15 protein-coding genes are annotated in these 14,299 nt (G+C 68.8%); 7 read left to right on the top strand and 8 right to left on the bottom strand.

From position 1 onward, the window contains the following. Window positions 1-19: 19 nt before the first annotated feature. From IFU19_RS10110 to IFU19_RS10095, 4 genes are read right to left on the bottom strand one after another with little or no spacing between them, the layout of a single operon-like run. Window positions 20-280 carry a sterol carrier protein domain-containing protein gene (locus tag IFU19_RS10110; protein ID WP_342343402.1) on the bottom strand — a complete coding sequence of 87 codons (261 nt, stop codon included), beginning with the start codon at window positions 278-280 and terminating at the stop codon, window positions 20-22. Further along, entirely contained in the window at window positions 228-1,325 is a 1,098-nt protein-coding gene (locus IFU19_RS10105) for a GNAT family N-acetyltransferase (RefSeq protein WP_192013593.1), read from the bottom strand. The genes IFU19_RS10110 and IFU19_RS10105 overlap by 53 nt, the downstream gene beginning before the upstream one ends. Before the next feature lie 53 nt (window positions 1,326-1,378). Then, window positions 1,379-1,621, bottom strand: coding sequence for a zf-HC2 domain-containing protein (locus IFU19_RS10100; RefSeq protein WP_055834618.1), 243 nt, complete (start codon window positions 1,619-1,621; stop codon window positions 1,379-1,381). Beyond that, window positions 1,618-2,223 carry a sigma-70 family RNA polymerase sigma factor gene (locus IFU19_RS10095; protein ID WP_235560549.1) on the bottom strand — a complete coding sequence of 202 codons (606 nt, stop codon included), beginning with the start codon at window positions 2,221-2,223 and terminating at the stop codon, window positions 1,618-1,620. Before IFU19_RS10095 ends, IFU19_RS10100 begins: the two co-directional genes overlap by 4 nt. Window positions 2,224-2,335: 112 nt before the next feature. On the opposite strand from IFU19_RS10095, the gene aroA reads away from it, so the two are divergent. The 3 genes from aroA to bcp are packed head-to-tail and all read left to right on the top strand — an operon-like array spanning window position 2,336 to window position 5,217. Continuing rightward, the gene (aroA, locus tag IFU19_RS10090) at window positions 2,336-3,685 is read left to right on the top strand and encodes a 3-phosphoshikimate 1-carboxyvinyltransferase (protein ID WP_192013591.1); all 1,350 of its coding nucleotides are present in this window, start codon (window positions 2,336-2,338) and stop codon (window positions 3,683-3,685) included. A gap of 3 nt (window positions 3,686-3,688) precedes the next feature. Beyond that, complete coding sequence (rsgA, locus tag IFU19_RS10085; protein WP_192013589.1) at window positions 3,689-4,747, top strand: ribosome small subunit-dependent GTPase A; 1,059 nt, start codon at window positions 3,689-3,691, stop codon at window positions 4,745-4,747. Then, window positions 4,744-5,217 (top strand): thioredoxin-dependent thiol peroxidase, encoded by a 474-nt coding sequence (gene bcp, locus IFU19_RS10080; protein ID WP_192013586.1) that lies wholly within the window; start codon window positions 4,744-4,746, stop codon window positions 5,215-5,217. The genes rsgA and bcp overlap by 4 nt, the downstream gene beginning before the upstream one ends. 69 nt (window positions 5,218-5,286) lie before the next feature. On the opposite strand, the gene IFU19_RS10075 is transcribed toward bcp, so the two are convergent. After that, window positions 5,287-5,670, bottom strand: coding sequence for a hypothetical protein (locus tag IFU19_RS10075; RefSeq protein ID WP_055834606.1), 384 nt, complete (start codon window positions 5,668-5,670; stop codon window positions 5,287-5,289). 211 nt (window positions 5,671-5,881) lie between these two features. On the opposite strand from IFU19_RS10075, the gene IFU19_RS10070 reads away from it, so the two are divergent. After that, window positions 5,882-6,130: a WhiB family transcriptional regulator gene (locus tag IFU19_RS10070; RefSeq protein WP_013583608.1), complete on the top strand. Its 249-nt coding sequence runs from the start codon at window positions 5,882-5,884 to the stop codon at window positions 6,128-6,130. 80 nt (window positions 6,131-6,210) lie between these two features. On the opposite strand, the gene IFU19_RS10065 is transcribed toward IFU19_RS10070, so the two are convergent. Beyond that, on the bottom strand, window positions 6,211-7,707 hold the full coding sequence (locus IFU19_RS10065; RefSeq protein ID WP_055834603.1) for a sensor histidine kinase: 1,497 nt from the start codon (window positions 7,705-7,707) through the stop codon (window positions 6,211-6,213). A gap of 247 nt (window positions 7,708-7,954) precedes the next feature. On the opposite strand from IFU19_RS10065, the gene IFU19_RS10060 reads away from it, so the two are divergent. The 3 genes from IFU19_RS10060 to rhuM all read left to right on the top strand — a co-directional run bounded on the left by IFU19_RS10060 (window position 7,955) and on the right by rhuM (window position 9,945). After that, a complete protein-coding gene (locus IFU19_RS10060; RefSeq protein WP_055834600.1) occupies window positions 7,955-8,236 on the top strand; it encodes a helix-turn-helix domain-containing protein in 282 nt (93 codons plus the stop codon). 151 nt (window positions 8,237-8,387) lie between these two features. Next, window positions 8,388-8,819 (top strand): Rv3235 family protein, encoded by a 432-nt coding sequence (locus IFU19_RS10055; protein ID WP_055834597.1) that lies wholly within the window; start codon window positions 8,388-8,390, stop codon window positions 8,817-8,819. Between the two features lie 169 nt (window positions 8,820-8,988). Further along, the gene (gene rhuM, locus IFU19_RS10050; protein WP_055936696.1) at window positions 8,989-9,945 is read left to right on the top strand and encodes a RhuM family protein; all 957 of its coding nucleotides are present in this window, start codon (window positions 8,989-8,991) and stop codon (window positions 9,943-9,945) included. 67 nt (window positions 9,946-10,012) lie between these two features. Here rhuM and IFU19_RS10045 read toward each other — a convergent pair whose 3' ends face one another. Both IFU19_RS10045 and secA read right to left on the bottom strand, forming a co-directional pair. Continuing rightward, window positions 10,013-11,239 carry a pyridoxal phosphate-dependent aminotransferase gene (locus IFU19_RS10045; RefSeq protein WP_192013584.1) on the bottom strand — a complete coding sequence of 409 codons (1,227 nt, stop codon included), beginning with the start codon at window positions 11,237-11,239 and terminating at the stop codon, window positions 10,013-10,015. 121 nt (window positions 11,240-11,360) lie between these two features. Next, window positions 11,361-14,159, bottom strand: coding sequence for a preprotein translocase subunit SecA (gene secA / locus IFU19_RS10040; RefSeq protein ID WP_055834588.1), 2,799 nt, complete (start codon window positions 14,157-14,159; stop codon window positions 11,361-11,363). Window positions 14,160-14,299 lie beyond the last annotated feature (140 nt).

Raw genomic sequence — 14,299 nt, 5'->3', positions numbered from 1 at the left:
AAAGGCTATGGACGAGGGGTCAGTACCAGATGTCGAGGAGCGGGGTCGCTTCGGGGGTGAAAGCACCGTCGAGGGCGGCGAGGGCTTCTGCGTCGCCGAGCACCGTTCCCGCGGCCGCCAGCTCCGTTGCGCGCACGCCACCCAGGAGCAACGACGAGAGGGCCCCCACACTCAGCTCGACGTCGGGGGCGTCGTCGCCGGCCGGGGCGACCATCGCTTCTCCGGACTCATCGATGCGCACGGCCCACGAACCGTCGGCGAAACCGAGCGGGTCGTGCACGGCGAGCACGAGATCGAGCGTTCCGGCGTAGCGGCGCGAGGTCAGCGCCGGCGACGTCGAGGATGCGGAGCCAGTGATGGTCGGTGAGGGTGGCGGTGACAGCGCGGCGATCGGACACCATCCACTGCACCGGAGGCACGACCGACTGCAGCGATGCCGTCACGCGCGCGACGAGGTCGTGCTCGATCGCGTAACGCCAGAGCGCCGCGTACGCCTCGTCACCGTCGGCGAAGAGGGCGCGGATGCTGAGTTCGTGCGCCGTGTAGTCGTCGCCCGGATCCTCGCCGATCGTGTAGACCAGGATGCCGCGTTCCACGCCGTCGAGATCGCGATACGCGACCGCCCGCACCTTCTTGCCGTCTTTCGCATCGGGGGTGAGTCCCGCCATCCCCCGCCAGCGGCCCTCCCACCCGGCGACGGATCCGGGCCGACGCGTACGGATGCGCTCGTGCACCGCAGCCAACCGCTCGGGGAGGCTCTCGCGCGGGACGAAGTCGAGACGGCCGGGGGCCACGGGGCCGGTCCAGCGCGCCCGCCGGGTGTCGACGACGACGTCGCTCGCCCAGGCGGCGGGCGAGAAGCCCCAGCGCCCGTAGATGGTCGCCTCGGTGACGGTGAGCCCCGCGATCGCGTACCCGGCCGACACCGCGGTGCGCAGCTCGCCGGTCAGCATGGCGCGCGCGATGCCGCGTCGGCGGTGGGTCGGCGCGACGGTGACGGCGCTGATCGAGTACAGCGGCGCGATGCGCCCCGGAGACACGGTCAACTCAGCCGGCCAGGAGTCCACCGTCGCCACCGGCGAGGCGGGCTCTGCGCCGGCGGGGTCGAACACGCCGACCAGTCGACGCGAACGCAGCGCGCGACGGGCACTCTCGACCTCGTCGTCCGACGGCTCCTCACCGAGGAAACCGCGCGAGACCGATCTCAGGAAGTCGACGAACCCCGACCCGTCGGGGTCGACCACCGCGTAGTCGAAGCCGGAGTCAGACAGGGTCGCCGAGGACTCGGCATCCGCGGGAAGAGGGAGCGTGTCGATGATCGCCATGCCCCCAGCCTACGGACGGCCTCCGACACGCGCCGAGCCGGGGCCCGGAAGGGTCAGTGCGTCGCCTGGATCGCCCGCAGGCGCGAGAGCACCTGATCGCGCAGTTCGTCGGGCGCGGTCTCTTTGCACGCACGCGCGACCACGTCGGTCAGCGTGCGGGCCACGAGGGCCTCGTCCTGGCATCCCGGGCAACTCTCGAGGTGCTCGCGAATGTCTTTGTGCTGGGTCTTGCAGACCTCATTGCGCAGGTACTCTTCGAGGTCGCGTCGTGCTTGGTCGCAGCCGCAGTCGCTCATTTCGTCTCTCCCGTGGCGGTCTGGATGCCGCGCTCTCTGGCGTAGTCCGACAGCAGGTCGCGCAGCAGCCGCCGGCCGCGATGCAGACGGCTCATGACCGTGCCGATCGGAGTTTTCATGATGTCGGCGATCTCCTGGTAGGCGAAGCCCTCGACGTCGGCGAGGTACACCGCCATCCGGAAATCCTCGGGGATCGACTGCAACGCGTCCTTGACCACGGATGCCGGCATGTGGTCGATTGCTTCGGCTTCCGCCGAACGGGAACTGCTCGCGGTGGTCGACTCGGCACCGCCGAGCTGCCAGTCCTCCAGATCGTCGATGGCGCTCTGGTAGGGCTCGCGCTGCTTCTTGCGGTACGTGTTGATGTACGTGTTCGTCAGGATGCGGTAGAGCCACGCCTTCAGGTTCGTGCCCTGCGTGAACGACGCCCACGAGCCGAAGGCCTTCACGAAGGTCTCCTGCACGAGATCGGCCGCATCGGCGGGATTGCGCGTCATGCGCATCGCCGCGGCGTAGAGCTGATCCATGAAGGGCAGCGCCTGCTCTTCGAACTGTTCACGAGGCTCCACGTGGAGTGGGCTCGCGTTCGCCGTGTCGTCCATTGCGCGCCAGTCTACGTCGGGCATCGCGAGGGTCACCGGAGTGGCCCCTGCCCTGCTCTCGCGCTCGAGAAGTGCGGTCACGTGTCGTCCCCTTTCACTAGGCTAGGAACCGATGACTCCCCTCGGGTATTCCCCTTCAACCGCCACTCCCCGCGGTGCGTGGAACGCGCCCACCGCCACCGATCCCGTGGATGCCACGGTCACGGTGCCCGGGTCGAAGTCCCTCACCAACCGCGAACTCGTGCTCGCCGCCATCGCCGACGGCCCGGGCACCCTGCACGCGCCCCTGCACTCCGACGACTCCGCGCGCATGATCGATGCGCTGCGGGCCCTCGGAGTCGGCATCGACGAGGTCGAGACCGACTCCCCGTTCGGGCCCGACCTGCTCATCACCCCGCCCGCGTCGTTCACGGGTGACTCGACCGTCGACTGCGGCCAAGCCGGAACCGTCATGCGGTTCGTCGCCCCGCTCGCGGGCCTCGCCCGCGGCGACGTGCACGTCACGGCGCACGAGAGCGCGCTGCACCGCCCCATGGGCGCGATGATCCGCGCCCTGCGCGAGGTGGGCGTCGACATCGACGACGGCGGCCACTGGGCGCTGCCGTTCTCGGTCCGCGGCCACGGCCACGTGCGCGGCGGCGAGGTCGAGATCGACGCGAGCCAGTCCAGCCAGTTCGTCTCGGGCCTGCTGCTGGCCGCCCCGCGCTTCGACGTCGGGCTGCACCTGCGTCACGTGGGCTCGCGGCTGCCCAGCATCCCGCACATCGACATGACCGTCGAGGCCCTCGCCCACCGGGGGATCCACGTCGAGCGCCCGGCGCCCGGCGAGTGGATCGTGCCCGCCGGACCCGTCCGCGCGAAAGACGTCTCGATCGAGCCCGACCTCTCCAACGCCGCACCGTTCCTCGCCGCCGCGATGGTCACCGGGGGCTCGGTCACCGTCACGGGCTGGCCGTTGCACAGCACCCAGCCGGGGGCCCTGCTGGGCGACATCCTCGCCGAGATGGGCGCGCGCGTCAGCCGCCGGGCGGGAGCGCTCACCGTCGCCGCGGGCGAGGGCATCAGCGGGGTCGAGCTCGACCTCTCGGCCGCGGGCGAGCTCGCGCCGACCCTCTTCGGTCTCGCGGCCTTCGCCGACGGTCCCACCACGCTGCACGGCATCGGGCACATCCGCGGTCACGAGACCGACCGCATCGCGGCGCTGGTCGGCAACCTGCGTTCGCTCGGGGGCGAGGCGCACGAGCTCGAAGACGGCATCCGCATCGTGCCGCAGACTTTGCGCGGCGGCGAGTGGAAGGCCCACCACGACCACCGCCTCGCGACGACCGGCGCGCTGCTCGGTCTGCGCGTCGCCGGCGTGCAGGTCGACGACATCGGCACGACCGCCAAGACCCTCCCCCAGTTCGCCGCGCTCTGGCGCGCAATGCTCGATCTGGACGGATCGACGGATGCCGTGGGCTGACGCGTGAGCTGGCTCGACGACAGCGACGACGACGACCTGGAGTACGACGAGTCGTCGATCCGAACGCGCCCGAACCCGAAGGCCAACCGGCCGCGCACCAAGCGTCGACCCGCGCACGCCGACGCGCAGATCGCCCGGGTGCTCGGCGTCGACCGCGGCCGCTACACCGTGTTGATCGACGAAGACGGGCCCGACGAACGACGCGTGCTCGCCACGCGGGCGCGCGAGCTGCGCAAGCAGCCCATCGTCAACGGCGACCGGGCCCGCGTCGTCGGCGACCAGTCGGGTGACGAGGGCACCCTCGGGCGCATCATCGGTCTCGAGGAGCGCACGTCTCTGTTGCGCCGCAGTGCCGACGACACCGATCAGGTGGAGCGGGTGATCGTCGCCAACGCCGACCAGATGCTGATCGTCGTGGCCGCCGCCGACCCCGAGCCCCGCGAGCGCCTCGTCGACCGCTATCTCGTCGCGGCCCTCGACGCCGGCATCCGTCCCCTGCTCGTCGTCACCAAGACCGACCTCGCCGACCCCACCGAGTTCCTGTCGCACTTCGACGGCATCGACCTGCGCGTGTTCACGAGCGCGCAGGGGGCGATGCCCCTCGACGCCATCGGCGAAGCCATCGCGGGGCACTCCACCGTCTTCGTCGGACACTCCGGCGTCGGCAAGTCCACCCTCGTCAACTCGCTGACAGGTTCGGAGCGAGCCATCGGTCACGTCAACGTGGTCACCGGACGCGGGCGGCACACCTCGTCGTCGGCGGTGTCGCTGCGCTATCGCGGTCCCGCGGGGTCGGGGTGGGTCATCGACACCCCGGGCGTCCGCTCCTTCGGCCTCGGCCACGTCAACCCCGCGCACGTGCTGGGGGCCTTCACCGACCTCGCCGAAGCCGCCGAGGAGTGCCCGCGCGGCTGCACGCATCTTCCCGATGCGCCCGACTGCGCGATCGCCGAAGCCGTGGCATCCGGTCGCCTGGGTCCCGGGGCTGCGGCGCGCCTCGACTCCCTGCATCGCCTGCTGACCACGTTCCAGGCGATCGAGCGTTCTAGGCTGGAGGGGTGACGAACCTCGCGAAGGGCGACGCTGCGCCCGATTTCACCCTGCTCGATCAAGACGAGCACCCCGTCTCGCTGAGCGACTTCCGTGGCCGCCGCGTGATCCTGTACTTCTACCCCGCGGCCCAGACTCCCGGCTGCACGACGCAGGCCTGCGATTTCCGCGACAGCCTCGCATCGCTTCAGGGCGCCGGATACACCGTGCTCGGCCTCTCGCGCGACCTGCCCGAGAAGCTGCGGGCGTTCCGCGACAGCGACGGGCTGACCTTCCCGCTGCTGAGCGACGCCGACCACACGGTGCACGAGGCCTACGGCGCGTGGGGCGAGAAGCAGAACTACGGCAAGACCGTCACCGGTGTGCTGCGCTCGACCTTCGTGATCGACGAAGAGGGCACCATCGCCGAGGCGCTCTACAACGTCAAGGCCACCGGCCACGTCGCGCGTCTGCGCAAGACCCTCGGTCTCGCCGCCGCCTGACCCGCGCTGCCACGACCCCGTCCCGCTCCGGCGGCGGCGGGGTCTTCGCGTGGGTGCCGGGCAGAGCGCTCAGGACTCGTCGTCGCGCCGGCGCGGCGCCGAGGCCCGCACCGCGAGCACCAGCAGCACCAGGCCGATGACCCCGGGGACCGCGATGAGCAGGGCGATGCCCGGCGCCGCCCACTCCCCCGTGATCGCACCGATCGCGACCGACAGGATCAGCAGCTGGGTGACGATTCCGCCCGAGCGCCCGGCCGACACGTCGCGCGCGGTGGCGACGGCGAAGGCGCCGACGATGGCCGCGCCGATGACGGTGAGCACGATGAGCGCGAGGGAGCTGACGATCGAGTCGGTGTCACCCCCGAGCAACGCCACGATCTGCCAGCCGGCGAGGGCCAGGATGCCGACGGCCTCGAGAGCCAGAAGAGCGGCGGCCGTGAGACGAACAGGCATCGAACAGGCCCTCCCGACGGCGCAGCGGCGCCGTTACGTTCCGGAAACCTACCGGTTACCTCTTGATCAGGCGGAAACGCTATGGGAGCATGGAACAAGCCGTGTGCTCCCACAGCGAAGTGGGGCGAGCAATCGCTCGCGTTCCCACCAGGGTACCGGACCCGAATCTCGGTGCCGAATCGATCATTTTTCTGTTACAAGGAGCACCCCTATGGATTGGCGCGACAAAGCAGCCTGCCTGACCGTCGACCCCGAATTGTTCTTCCCGGTCGGCAACACCGGCCCCGCGGTCGACCAGATCGAGAAGGCCAAGTCGGTCTGCGCGCGCTGCACCGTCACCGAGGTCTGCCTGCAGTACGCCCTCGAGTCCGGTCAGGACTCGGGCGTGTGGGGTGGCCTCAGCGAAGACGAGCGTCGCGCCCTCAAGCGCCGCGCCGCGCGCGCCCGCCGCGCCTCCTGACGTCGTCACCGAGAAGGCCCATCCCTCTGGGGTGGGCCTTCTCGGCGTTTCGGTCCGACCCGCGCGCCCTCGGCCCGAGCTCAGACCGACGAACCACCGATGTAGCGCAGCGGGATCTCGATGGTCACCTCGGTGCCGCTGCCCATGAGCGTGTGCCAGTCGATCGTGCCGCCGAGCTCTCCCTGGATGAGGGTGCGCACGATCTGCGTGCCGAGGCCGCGACCCACCTGGCCCTCGGGAAGCCCCACCCCGGTGTCGCGGACCTTCACCTCGAGCATCTCGTCGCCGCGCTCGGCGGCGATCTCGACGTCGCCCTCCTGCCCCGCGAGCCCGTGCTCGACGGCGTTGGTCACGAGTTCGGTGAGAGCGAGGGCGAGCGGCGTGGCGAACTGGCTCGGCAGCGTGCCGAACTTGCCGGTGCTGCGGGTGCGCGCGCGGGTGTTGGGCGCCGCCGCGACCTCGGCCACGAGCTTCAGCACCCGCGCGAAGACGTCGTCGAAGTCGACGTTCTGCGCCAGCCCCTCCGAGAGCGTGTCGTGCACGACGGCGATCGCCGAGACGCGACGCATCGCCTGGCTGAGGGCGTCCCGGGCCTCGTCGGAGTGGGTTCGACGAGCCTGGATGCGAAGAAGCGAGGCGACCGTCTGCAGGTTGTTCTTGACGCGATGGTGGATCTCGCGGATCGTGGCGTCCTTGGTGATGAGCTCCTGCTCCTGGTGGCGGATCTCGGTGACGTCGCGGCTGAGCACGATCGCGCCGATGCGCGTGCCGCGGTCGCGCAGCGGGATGGTCCGCAGCGACACCTGCACGCCGCGAGCTTCCATGTCGGCCCGCCACGGAGCCCGGCCGCTCACGACGACGGGGAGCGACTCGTCGACGTCTTGGCGCTTGGCGGGGAGGATGCGCGCGGTCACCTCGGCGAGGGACTCGCCCTCGAGCTCGTCGTCGAAGCCCATGCGGTTGAACGCCGACAGCGCGTTGGGGCTCGCGAAGGTCGTGATGCCGTCGACGTCGAGGCGGATGAGGCCGTCCGAGGCGCGGGGCGCTCCACGCCGCGGAGCGGTGGGGGCGGTCAGGTCGGGGAACTCGGCGGACGAGATCATTCCGAAGAGGTCGTCGGCGCAGTCGTTGAAGGTGATCTGCTGGCGGGAGGGGGTGCGCGTCTCGCCCAGGTTGGTGTGGCGCGTCAGCACGCCGACGGTGGTCACGGCGTGACCCTCGCGCGAGAGCTCGCGCACGATCGGCACGGCGCGGACGCGGGTAGGCGTCTCTTCGAACCAGTCGGGCGAGGCCGAATCCACGATGCGCCCGCTCTGGAACGCCTCGCGCACCTGCGTGCGCCACTGGGGACGTACGCGATCGCCGACGATGTCGCGGTAGAACAGTGTCGCCGCTCCCCCGGGACGCGTGTGCGCGACGGCGACGAACGAGTCGTCGGGGGTGGGTACCCAGATCACGATGTCGGCGAAGGCCAGGTCGGCGAGCAACTGTCCATCGCCGGCGAGGCGGTGCAGCCACTCCACATCGGCTTCGCTCGAGCGGCCCTGGGCGTAGACGAGTTCACTGAGTGTCGACACCCCTCCAGACTAGAGGGCTCGTCCGGCCGGACTCGCGGGGTCTTCACCGCGCCGGCGCGGGAACCCCGGGCGTGGGTGAACTCGAAGGTGAACTTCGCCGGGCCGTCTCCCTCGGGCGGGCGAAGCGACAGACCATCACCGACGCGCGGAAACGCCCGCACATCGCTGCACGGGTTACGCCGCACCTCTCGTTCGCGTCTCACGGGTGATTCTCGTGTGCCCACCGAAATGGGGACATACTGACCGGATGACGGACGCGTCCTCACCCCGCGAGCGATTCGTCCCGGCAGACCAGGTCGCTCGGACGCTGGGCTTAGGTGTCGCCGACGTCATCGCGCTCGCCCGCGAGGGGCAGCTGCGCGGCGTCGAGATCGGGGAACCGCCACGATGGCGGATCGCCCTCGACAGCGTCGACGCCTACCTCGACGAACGGAGCGAGACGGCTCGCCGGGCGGCTCTCTGGCGGCAGTCGCAGGCGGCGAGTTTCCCCGAACTGTGGGGACGCGGAGACATCCGCCACGACGACTGAACCCGCTCCGGATCCACTCCCCCTCCCCACCTCACCCTTCTCGCGTTTCGTCCACAGAGTCGACGAATGCCCCGGCGGGTGTTCTCCCGCTGGCTTACTCTCGGCCTCATCCCCCCGCTCGTTGGCGCCATTCATGACGACGGAGGGAAGCATGACGCTGCCGCTCACACGCTCGACCACGACCGGGGGCACCGCCGCCCGCCACGACGACTTCTTCAGCCCGCAGAAGACGTCGGCGGACGCCCTTCCCCCGCCCGAGACGTTCATCCGCAACATCGTGCGGGGCGTGCTCGAGGTGCTGGCCGGTGTTCGCGAGGTGGAGCAACTCGCGCGCTGGCTGTCGGAGGAGGTCTACCGGTCCCTGTCGGTGCGAGCGAACCTCGCGGCCCGCGCCCGCAGCGCGCGGCGCGTGGCCGCCCTGCGCGATGTGCACGAGATCCGCAACGTCCATCTCTCGCAGCCCGCCGACGGGGTCGTCGAGGCCACCGTCACCGCGGCCGCCCGCGCACGCACGCGCGCCATCGCGCTTCGTCTCGAGGGCCTCGACGGCCGGTGGCGTGTGACGGCGTTGGCGCTTCTGTGACGACGGTCGATGTTCCCCAGAGGTGCCCCGACATGGGCGCAACGTTCACGCCCATCACTCTTCCGCCGTGGGCACCGTCATCCCGGCGTCGGAACCATACGCTGCACTCTCGACGCATCGGGGAGATCCCAGGCCGAGATGATGACATGCAAGGTCGCGAGCACACCGCATGACGGACGCGCAGCCGTCCGGCGAAGTGATCTTGTACCACCGTGAGGATGGTGCTCCGACCCTCCACGTCCGATTCGACGCGGAGACCGTCTGGTTGAGCCAGCAGCAGATCGCGGAACTTTTACAGACGTCACGTACGAACGTCGTCGAACACATCCAGCACGTCTACGACGAGGGTGAACTCGACGAGGCGGCAACCTGTCGGAAATTCCGACAGGTTCGCGTTGAGGGCCCACGCCGTGTAGCGCGCGAGCTTCCCTTCTACAATCTCGACGCCATCCTCTCCGTCGGCTACCGCGTGAAGAGCGCCACGGCCACACAGTTCCGGATCTGGGCCACCCGACAGTTACGCGAATACCTGGTTCGCGGATACGTCGTCAACGAGCAGCGCCTCGAACAACTCGACGCGATCGTCCACATCCTGCACCGCTCAACGGATGAACTCCTGTCCGGAGTCGCTGACGTCCTCCAGAGCTATCTCCCCGGACTCACACTCCTCCGCGACTACGACGACGGAAAGATTGACGCCCAATCGTCCGTCATGCCCGCGTGGGAACTGACCCTCGATGACGCACACCACGTAGTCACGCAACTCCGCAAGGAGTTCCCCGCCGACACGCTACTCGGACGAGAACGCGGCGACAGACTCACCGGAATCATCGCAACGCTCTACCAGAGCTTCGACGGCCACGACCTCTACCCGACCGTCGAGGAAAAGGCAGCCAATTTGCTCTACCTCGTCGTGAAAGATCATCCGCTCGTGGACGGCAACAAACGCACCGCCGCTGCCCTGTTCGTCACCTTCCTCGCCAGGAACGGCATCCTGAACAAAGCGGGCGGCATAAGGCGGATATCAAACAATGCTCTGGCGGCGACCGCCCTACTCGTTGCAATGAGCGACCCGAAGGAAAAAGACGTCATGATCGCACTCGTGACGAGAATGATCACGGAGTAGTCGACGGCGAAGGCCGAGACCAGAATCTACGTAGAAACGTGCAGGAAACTTCCGCGCCCGACCTCGATCACGGCCGCCAGGACGACAAGAAGTTCCCCAACCGCTCGATCGCATCCGAGATCACACGGGCCTCCGGCAGCGTGACGATGCGCACGTGGTCGGTGGCCGGCCAGTTGAAGCCCGACCCCTGCACCAGCAGCACGTGCTCGGCGATGAGGAAGTCGTGCACGAACTTGCCGTCGTCGGGGATCTCGTACACCTCGGGGTCGAACCGGGGAAAGGCGTAGAGCGCCCCGCGGGGCAGCACGCACGAGACACCCGGGATCGCTTCGAGTCCGTGCCAGGCGGCATCCCTCTGCTCGTGCAGACGACCGCTCGGGGCGATGAGCGCGTCGATGGACTGCACGCCCGACAGCGCCGCCTGCACCGCGAACTGCGCCGGCACGTTGGGGCACAGACGCGTGGATGCCAGCAGGTTGATGCCCTGCAGGAAGCCCTGCGCGTGATCCATGGGCCCGGTGATCGCCAACCATCCCGAGCGGTAGCCCGCGACGCGGTAGGTCTTCGACAGGCCGTTGAAGGTCAGGCACAACAGGTCGGGCGCGACCGTGGCCATGGGGATGTGCACCGCATCGTCGAACAGGATGCGGTCGTAGATCTCGTCGGCCAGGAGCAGCAGCGAGTACTCCCGGGCGATGTCGGCGATCCCCTCGAGCACCTCGCGCGAGTAGACCGCGCCCGTGGGGTTGTTGGGGTTGATGATGACGATCGCCTTGGTGCGGGGGGTCACCTTCGCGCGGATGTCGTCGAGGTCGGGCTGCCATTCGCGCTGCTCGTCGCACAGGTAGTGCACCGGCGTGCCGCCGCCCAGGCTCGTCATCGCCGTCCACAGCGGATAGTCGGGCGCGGGGATGAGCACCTCGTCACCCTCGTCGAGCAACGCCTGCATCGTCATGGTGATGAGTTCGGACACCCCGTTGCCGAGGTACACGTGGTCGGGGTCGAGGTGGGGGAACCCGGGCTCCTCCTCGTATCGCGAGACCACCGCGCGCCGCGCCGACAGGATGCCGCGGCTGTCGCTGTAGCCGTGCGCGTTGGGGATCGACTGGATCATGTCGCGCACGATCTGATGCGGAGCCTCGAAACCGAACGTGGCGGGGTTGCCCGTGTTGAGCTTCAGGATCGAGTGCCCCTCGGCCTCGAGCCGGTCGGCCTCGACGAGGGCCTCGCCGCGGATCTCGTAGAGGACATCCTTCAGCTTCGAGGACTGGTCGAGGGGGCGTAGCGGGCTCATCGGTTCAGGATATCCCCGCCGGTATCCAGCCAATCGACACCCGGTGGACCGCTCCTGCACCTCCCTGGTGAAACGACGGATGCCGCGCCCCCACGTGGGGGCGCGGCATCCGGGGTCGTTCTTACTTCTTCTTTCCGGCGGCGCGGCGGTCGGCACGGTTCCCGGATGCCGGCTCCTCGCCGTCGGTCCGCTGCCCGAACGCCCCGCGGGCCGCGGCCGGAGCCGCCTCGGTCGCCGGAGCGGCGGCCTGTCCGGACTGACGCAGGCGGTTGGTGGCTGCCTGCTGCACCTGTCCGCGATCGTTGCGCACCTCGACCTCGCCCGCGTCGTTCGCGGCGGAGTACTCGAGGCGCTGCGTCTCGACGGGGCTGACGGTGAGGCCCTTGGCCTCGACCTCGGCGTTGTCGCCCTCGACCTTCTTCACCTCGACTTCGAGGTTGTAGAGGTATCCGACCGACTCCTCCTTGATCTGCCCCATCATCGACTGGAACATCTGGTAGCCCTCGCGCTGGTACTCGATCAGCGGGTCGCGCTGAGCCATGGCACGCAGGCCGATGCCGTCTTTGAGGTAGTCCATCTCGTAGAGGTGCTCGCGCCAGCGGCGGTCGAGCACCTGCAGCACGACACGGCGTTCGAGCTCACGGATCGCCTGCTCGCCGAGGCTCTTCTCGCGATTCTCGTAAGCGATGCGGGCGTCGGAGATGATCTCGCGCTTGAGGCCCTCGGGGGTGATGCGCCCCTTGTTCCCACCGGCCTCGGCCACGACCTCGTCGATCGACACGCTCACCGGGTACATGGTCTTCAGCTCGGTCCACAGGGCGTCGAAGTCCCACGACTCGGTATGCCCCGAGCCGGTGTGGTCGTCGATCACCGCGGTGATGGCGTCTTCGATGAAGTGCTGCACGCGGTCGGCGATGTCGTCGCCCTGGAGCATGTGACGACGGTCGGCGTAGATGGCCTCGCGCTGACGGTTGAGCACGTCGTCGTACTTGAGGACGTTCTTGCGCATCTCGGCGTTGCGCGCCTCGACCTGCGACTGCGCGCTCTTGATCGCGCGCGACACCAGCCCCGACTCGATGGCGACGTCGTCGGGGAAGTTGGTGCGCGCGAGGATCGCCTCGGCCGCACCCGACTGGAACAGGCGCATGAGGTCGTCGGTCAGCGACAGGTAGAAGCGGCTCTCGCCGGGGTCGCCCTGTCGACCCGAGCGACCGCGCAGCTGGTTGTCGATGCGGCGCGACTCGTGACGCTCGGTGCCCAGCACGTAGAGCCCGCCGGCCTCGACCACCTTGGCGGCCTCTTCGGCGACGGTGTCGCGCGTGCCCTTGTAGACCGAGTCCCACTCCGACTCGTAGGCCTCCGGCGTCTCGACCGGGTCGAGGTTCTTCGCCTTCATCTCTTGCACGGCGAGGAACTCGGCGTTGCCGCCGAGCATGATGTCGGTTCCACGGCCGGCCATGTTGGTGGCGACCGTCACGGCCCCCAGGCGACCGGCGCGGGCGACGATCTCGGCCTCTCGCGCGTGGTTCTTGGCGTTGAGCACCTCGTGGCGCACGCCCTTCTTCGCCAGCAGGCGCGAAAGGTATTCGCTCTTCTCGACGCTGGTGGTGCCGACGAGGACCGGCTGGCCCTTCTCGTGGCGCTCGACGATGTCTTCGACGACCTGCGCGAACTTCGCCGTCTCGTTCTTGTAGACGAGGTCGGACTGGTCCTTGCGCACCATCGGACGGTTCGTGGGGATGGGCACGACACCGAGTTTGTAGGTCGACATGAACTCGGCGGCCTCGGTCTCGGCGGTACCGGTCATGCCCGCGAGCTTGTCGTACAGGCGGAAGTAGTTCTGCAGCGTGACGGTGGCGAGCGTCTGGTTCTCGGCCTTGACGGGCACGGCCTCTTTGGCCTCGATCGCCTGATGGATGCCCTCGTTGTAGCGGCGCCCGACGAGGATGCGACCGGTGTGCTCGTCGACGATCATCACCTCGTCGTTCATGACGACGTAGTCGGTGTCGCGCTTGAACAGCGCCATCGCCTTGATGGAGTTGTTGAGGAACGAGATCAGGGGCGTGTTCGCCGACTCGTACAGGTTGTCGATGCCGAGGTAGTCCTCGACCTTCTCGATACCGGGCTCGAGCACGCCGATCGTGCGCTTCTTCTCGTCGACCTCGTAGTCGACGCCGGCCTCGAGGGTGCGGGCGAGCTTCGCGAACTCGGCGAACCAGCGGTTGGCCTCGCCGGATGCCGGACCCGAGATGATCAGCGGGGTACGCGCCTCGTCGATGAGGATCGAGTCGACCTCGTCGACGATCGCGTAGAAGTGTCCGCGCTGCACGAGGTCTTCTTTGCGCCACGCCATGTTGTCGCGCAGGTAATCGAAGCCGAACTCGTTGTTCGTTCCGTAGCTGATGTCGGCCTCGTACTGCTCCCGACGCACCTCGGGGGTCTGTCCGGCCACGACGGTTCCGGTCGTCATGCCGAGAGCACGGTAGACGCGGCCCATGAGCTCCGACTGGTAGCTCGCGAGGAAGTCGTTGACGGTGATGACGTGCACACCCTCACCGGCGATGGCGTTGAGGTAGGCGGGGAGGGCCGCCGTCAGCGTCTTGCCCTCACCGGTCTTCATCTCGGCGATGTTGCCCAGGTGAAGGGCTGCGCCGCCCATGACCTGCACGTCGTAGGGACGCTGACCCAGGGTGCGCTTGGCCGCCTCGCGCACGGCGGCGAAGGCCTCGGGCATGAGCTGATCGAGCGTCTCGCCGGCCTTGTAGCGGGCGCGCAGCTCGACGGTCTCGTTGCGCAGCTCGTCGTCGGTGAGCTGCTCGTAGTCCTCCTCGAGCGCGCCGGTCGCTTTGACCACGCCCTGCAGACGGCGGAGGATGCGCCCCTCACCGGCGCGCAGCAGTTTCTCGAGCGGATTGGCCACGAAGCATCTCCATCTGTCGGGTGCGGCGCCCGCGTGGGCACCGGCCTGCGAACAGGCATACATCGCCCATGTTATCCGTGTTACCCGTTCGTGACCTGCGAGGCGGCCGCAATCCGAAAGTCGGCACTCGCGCCCAAAGC

It is taken from the genome of Microbacterium sp. CFBP 8794 (assembly GCF_014841235.1).
GTDB lineage: Bacteria > Actinomycetota > Actinomycetes > Actinomycetales > Microbacteriaceae > Microbacterium.
This window is presented reverse-complemented; position numbering and strand designations above follow the sequence as displayed.

Bases quoted from the DNA above. Each gene is read 5' to 3' on its own strand.
- IFU19_RS10105 (WP_192013593.1), bottom strand. From the start codon at position 1,325: ATGGCGATCATCGACACGCTCCCTCTTCCCGCGGATGCCGAGTCCTCG.
- IFU19_RS10100 (WP_055834618.1), bottom strand. From the start codon at position 1,621: ATGAGCGACTGCGGCTGCGACCAAGCACGACGCGACCTCGAAGAGTAC.
- IFU19_RS10095 (WP_235560549.1), bottom strand. From the start codon at position 2,223: ATGGACGACACGGCGAACGCGAGCCCACTCCACGTGGAGCCTCGTGAA.
- aroA (WP_192013591.1), top strand. From the start codon at position 2,336: ATGACTCCCCTCGGGTATTCCCCTTCAACCGCCACTCCCCGCGGTGCG.
- IFU19_RS10075 (WP_055834606.1), bottom strand. From the start codon at position 5,670: ATGCCTGTTCGTCTCACGGCCGCCGCTCTTCTGGCTCTCGAGGCCGTC.
- IFU19_RS10070 (WP_013583608.1), top strand. From the start codon at position 5,882: ATGGATTGGCGCGACAAAGCAGCCTGCCTGACCGTCGACCCCGAATTG.
- IFU19_RS10060 (WP_055834600.1), top strand. From the start codon at position 7,955: ATGACGGACGCGTCCTCACCCCGCGAGCGATTCGTCCCGGCAGACCAG.
- IFU19_RS10055 (WP_055834597.1), top strand. From the start codon at position 8,388: ATGACGCTGCCGCTCACACGCTCGACCACGACCGGGGGCACCGCCGCC.
- rhuM (WP_055936696.1), top strand. From the start codon at position 8,989: ATGACGGACGCGCAGCCGTCCGGCGAAGTGATCTTGTACCACCGTGAG.
- IFU19_RS10045 (WP_192013584.1), bottom strand. From the start codon at position 11,239: ATGAGCCCGCTACGCCCCCTCGACCAGTCCTCGAAGCTGAAGGATGTC.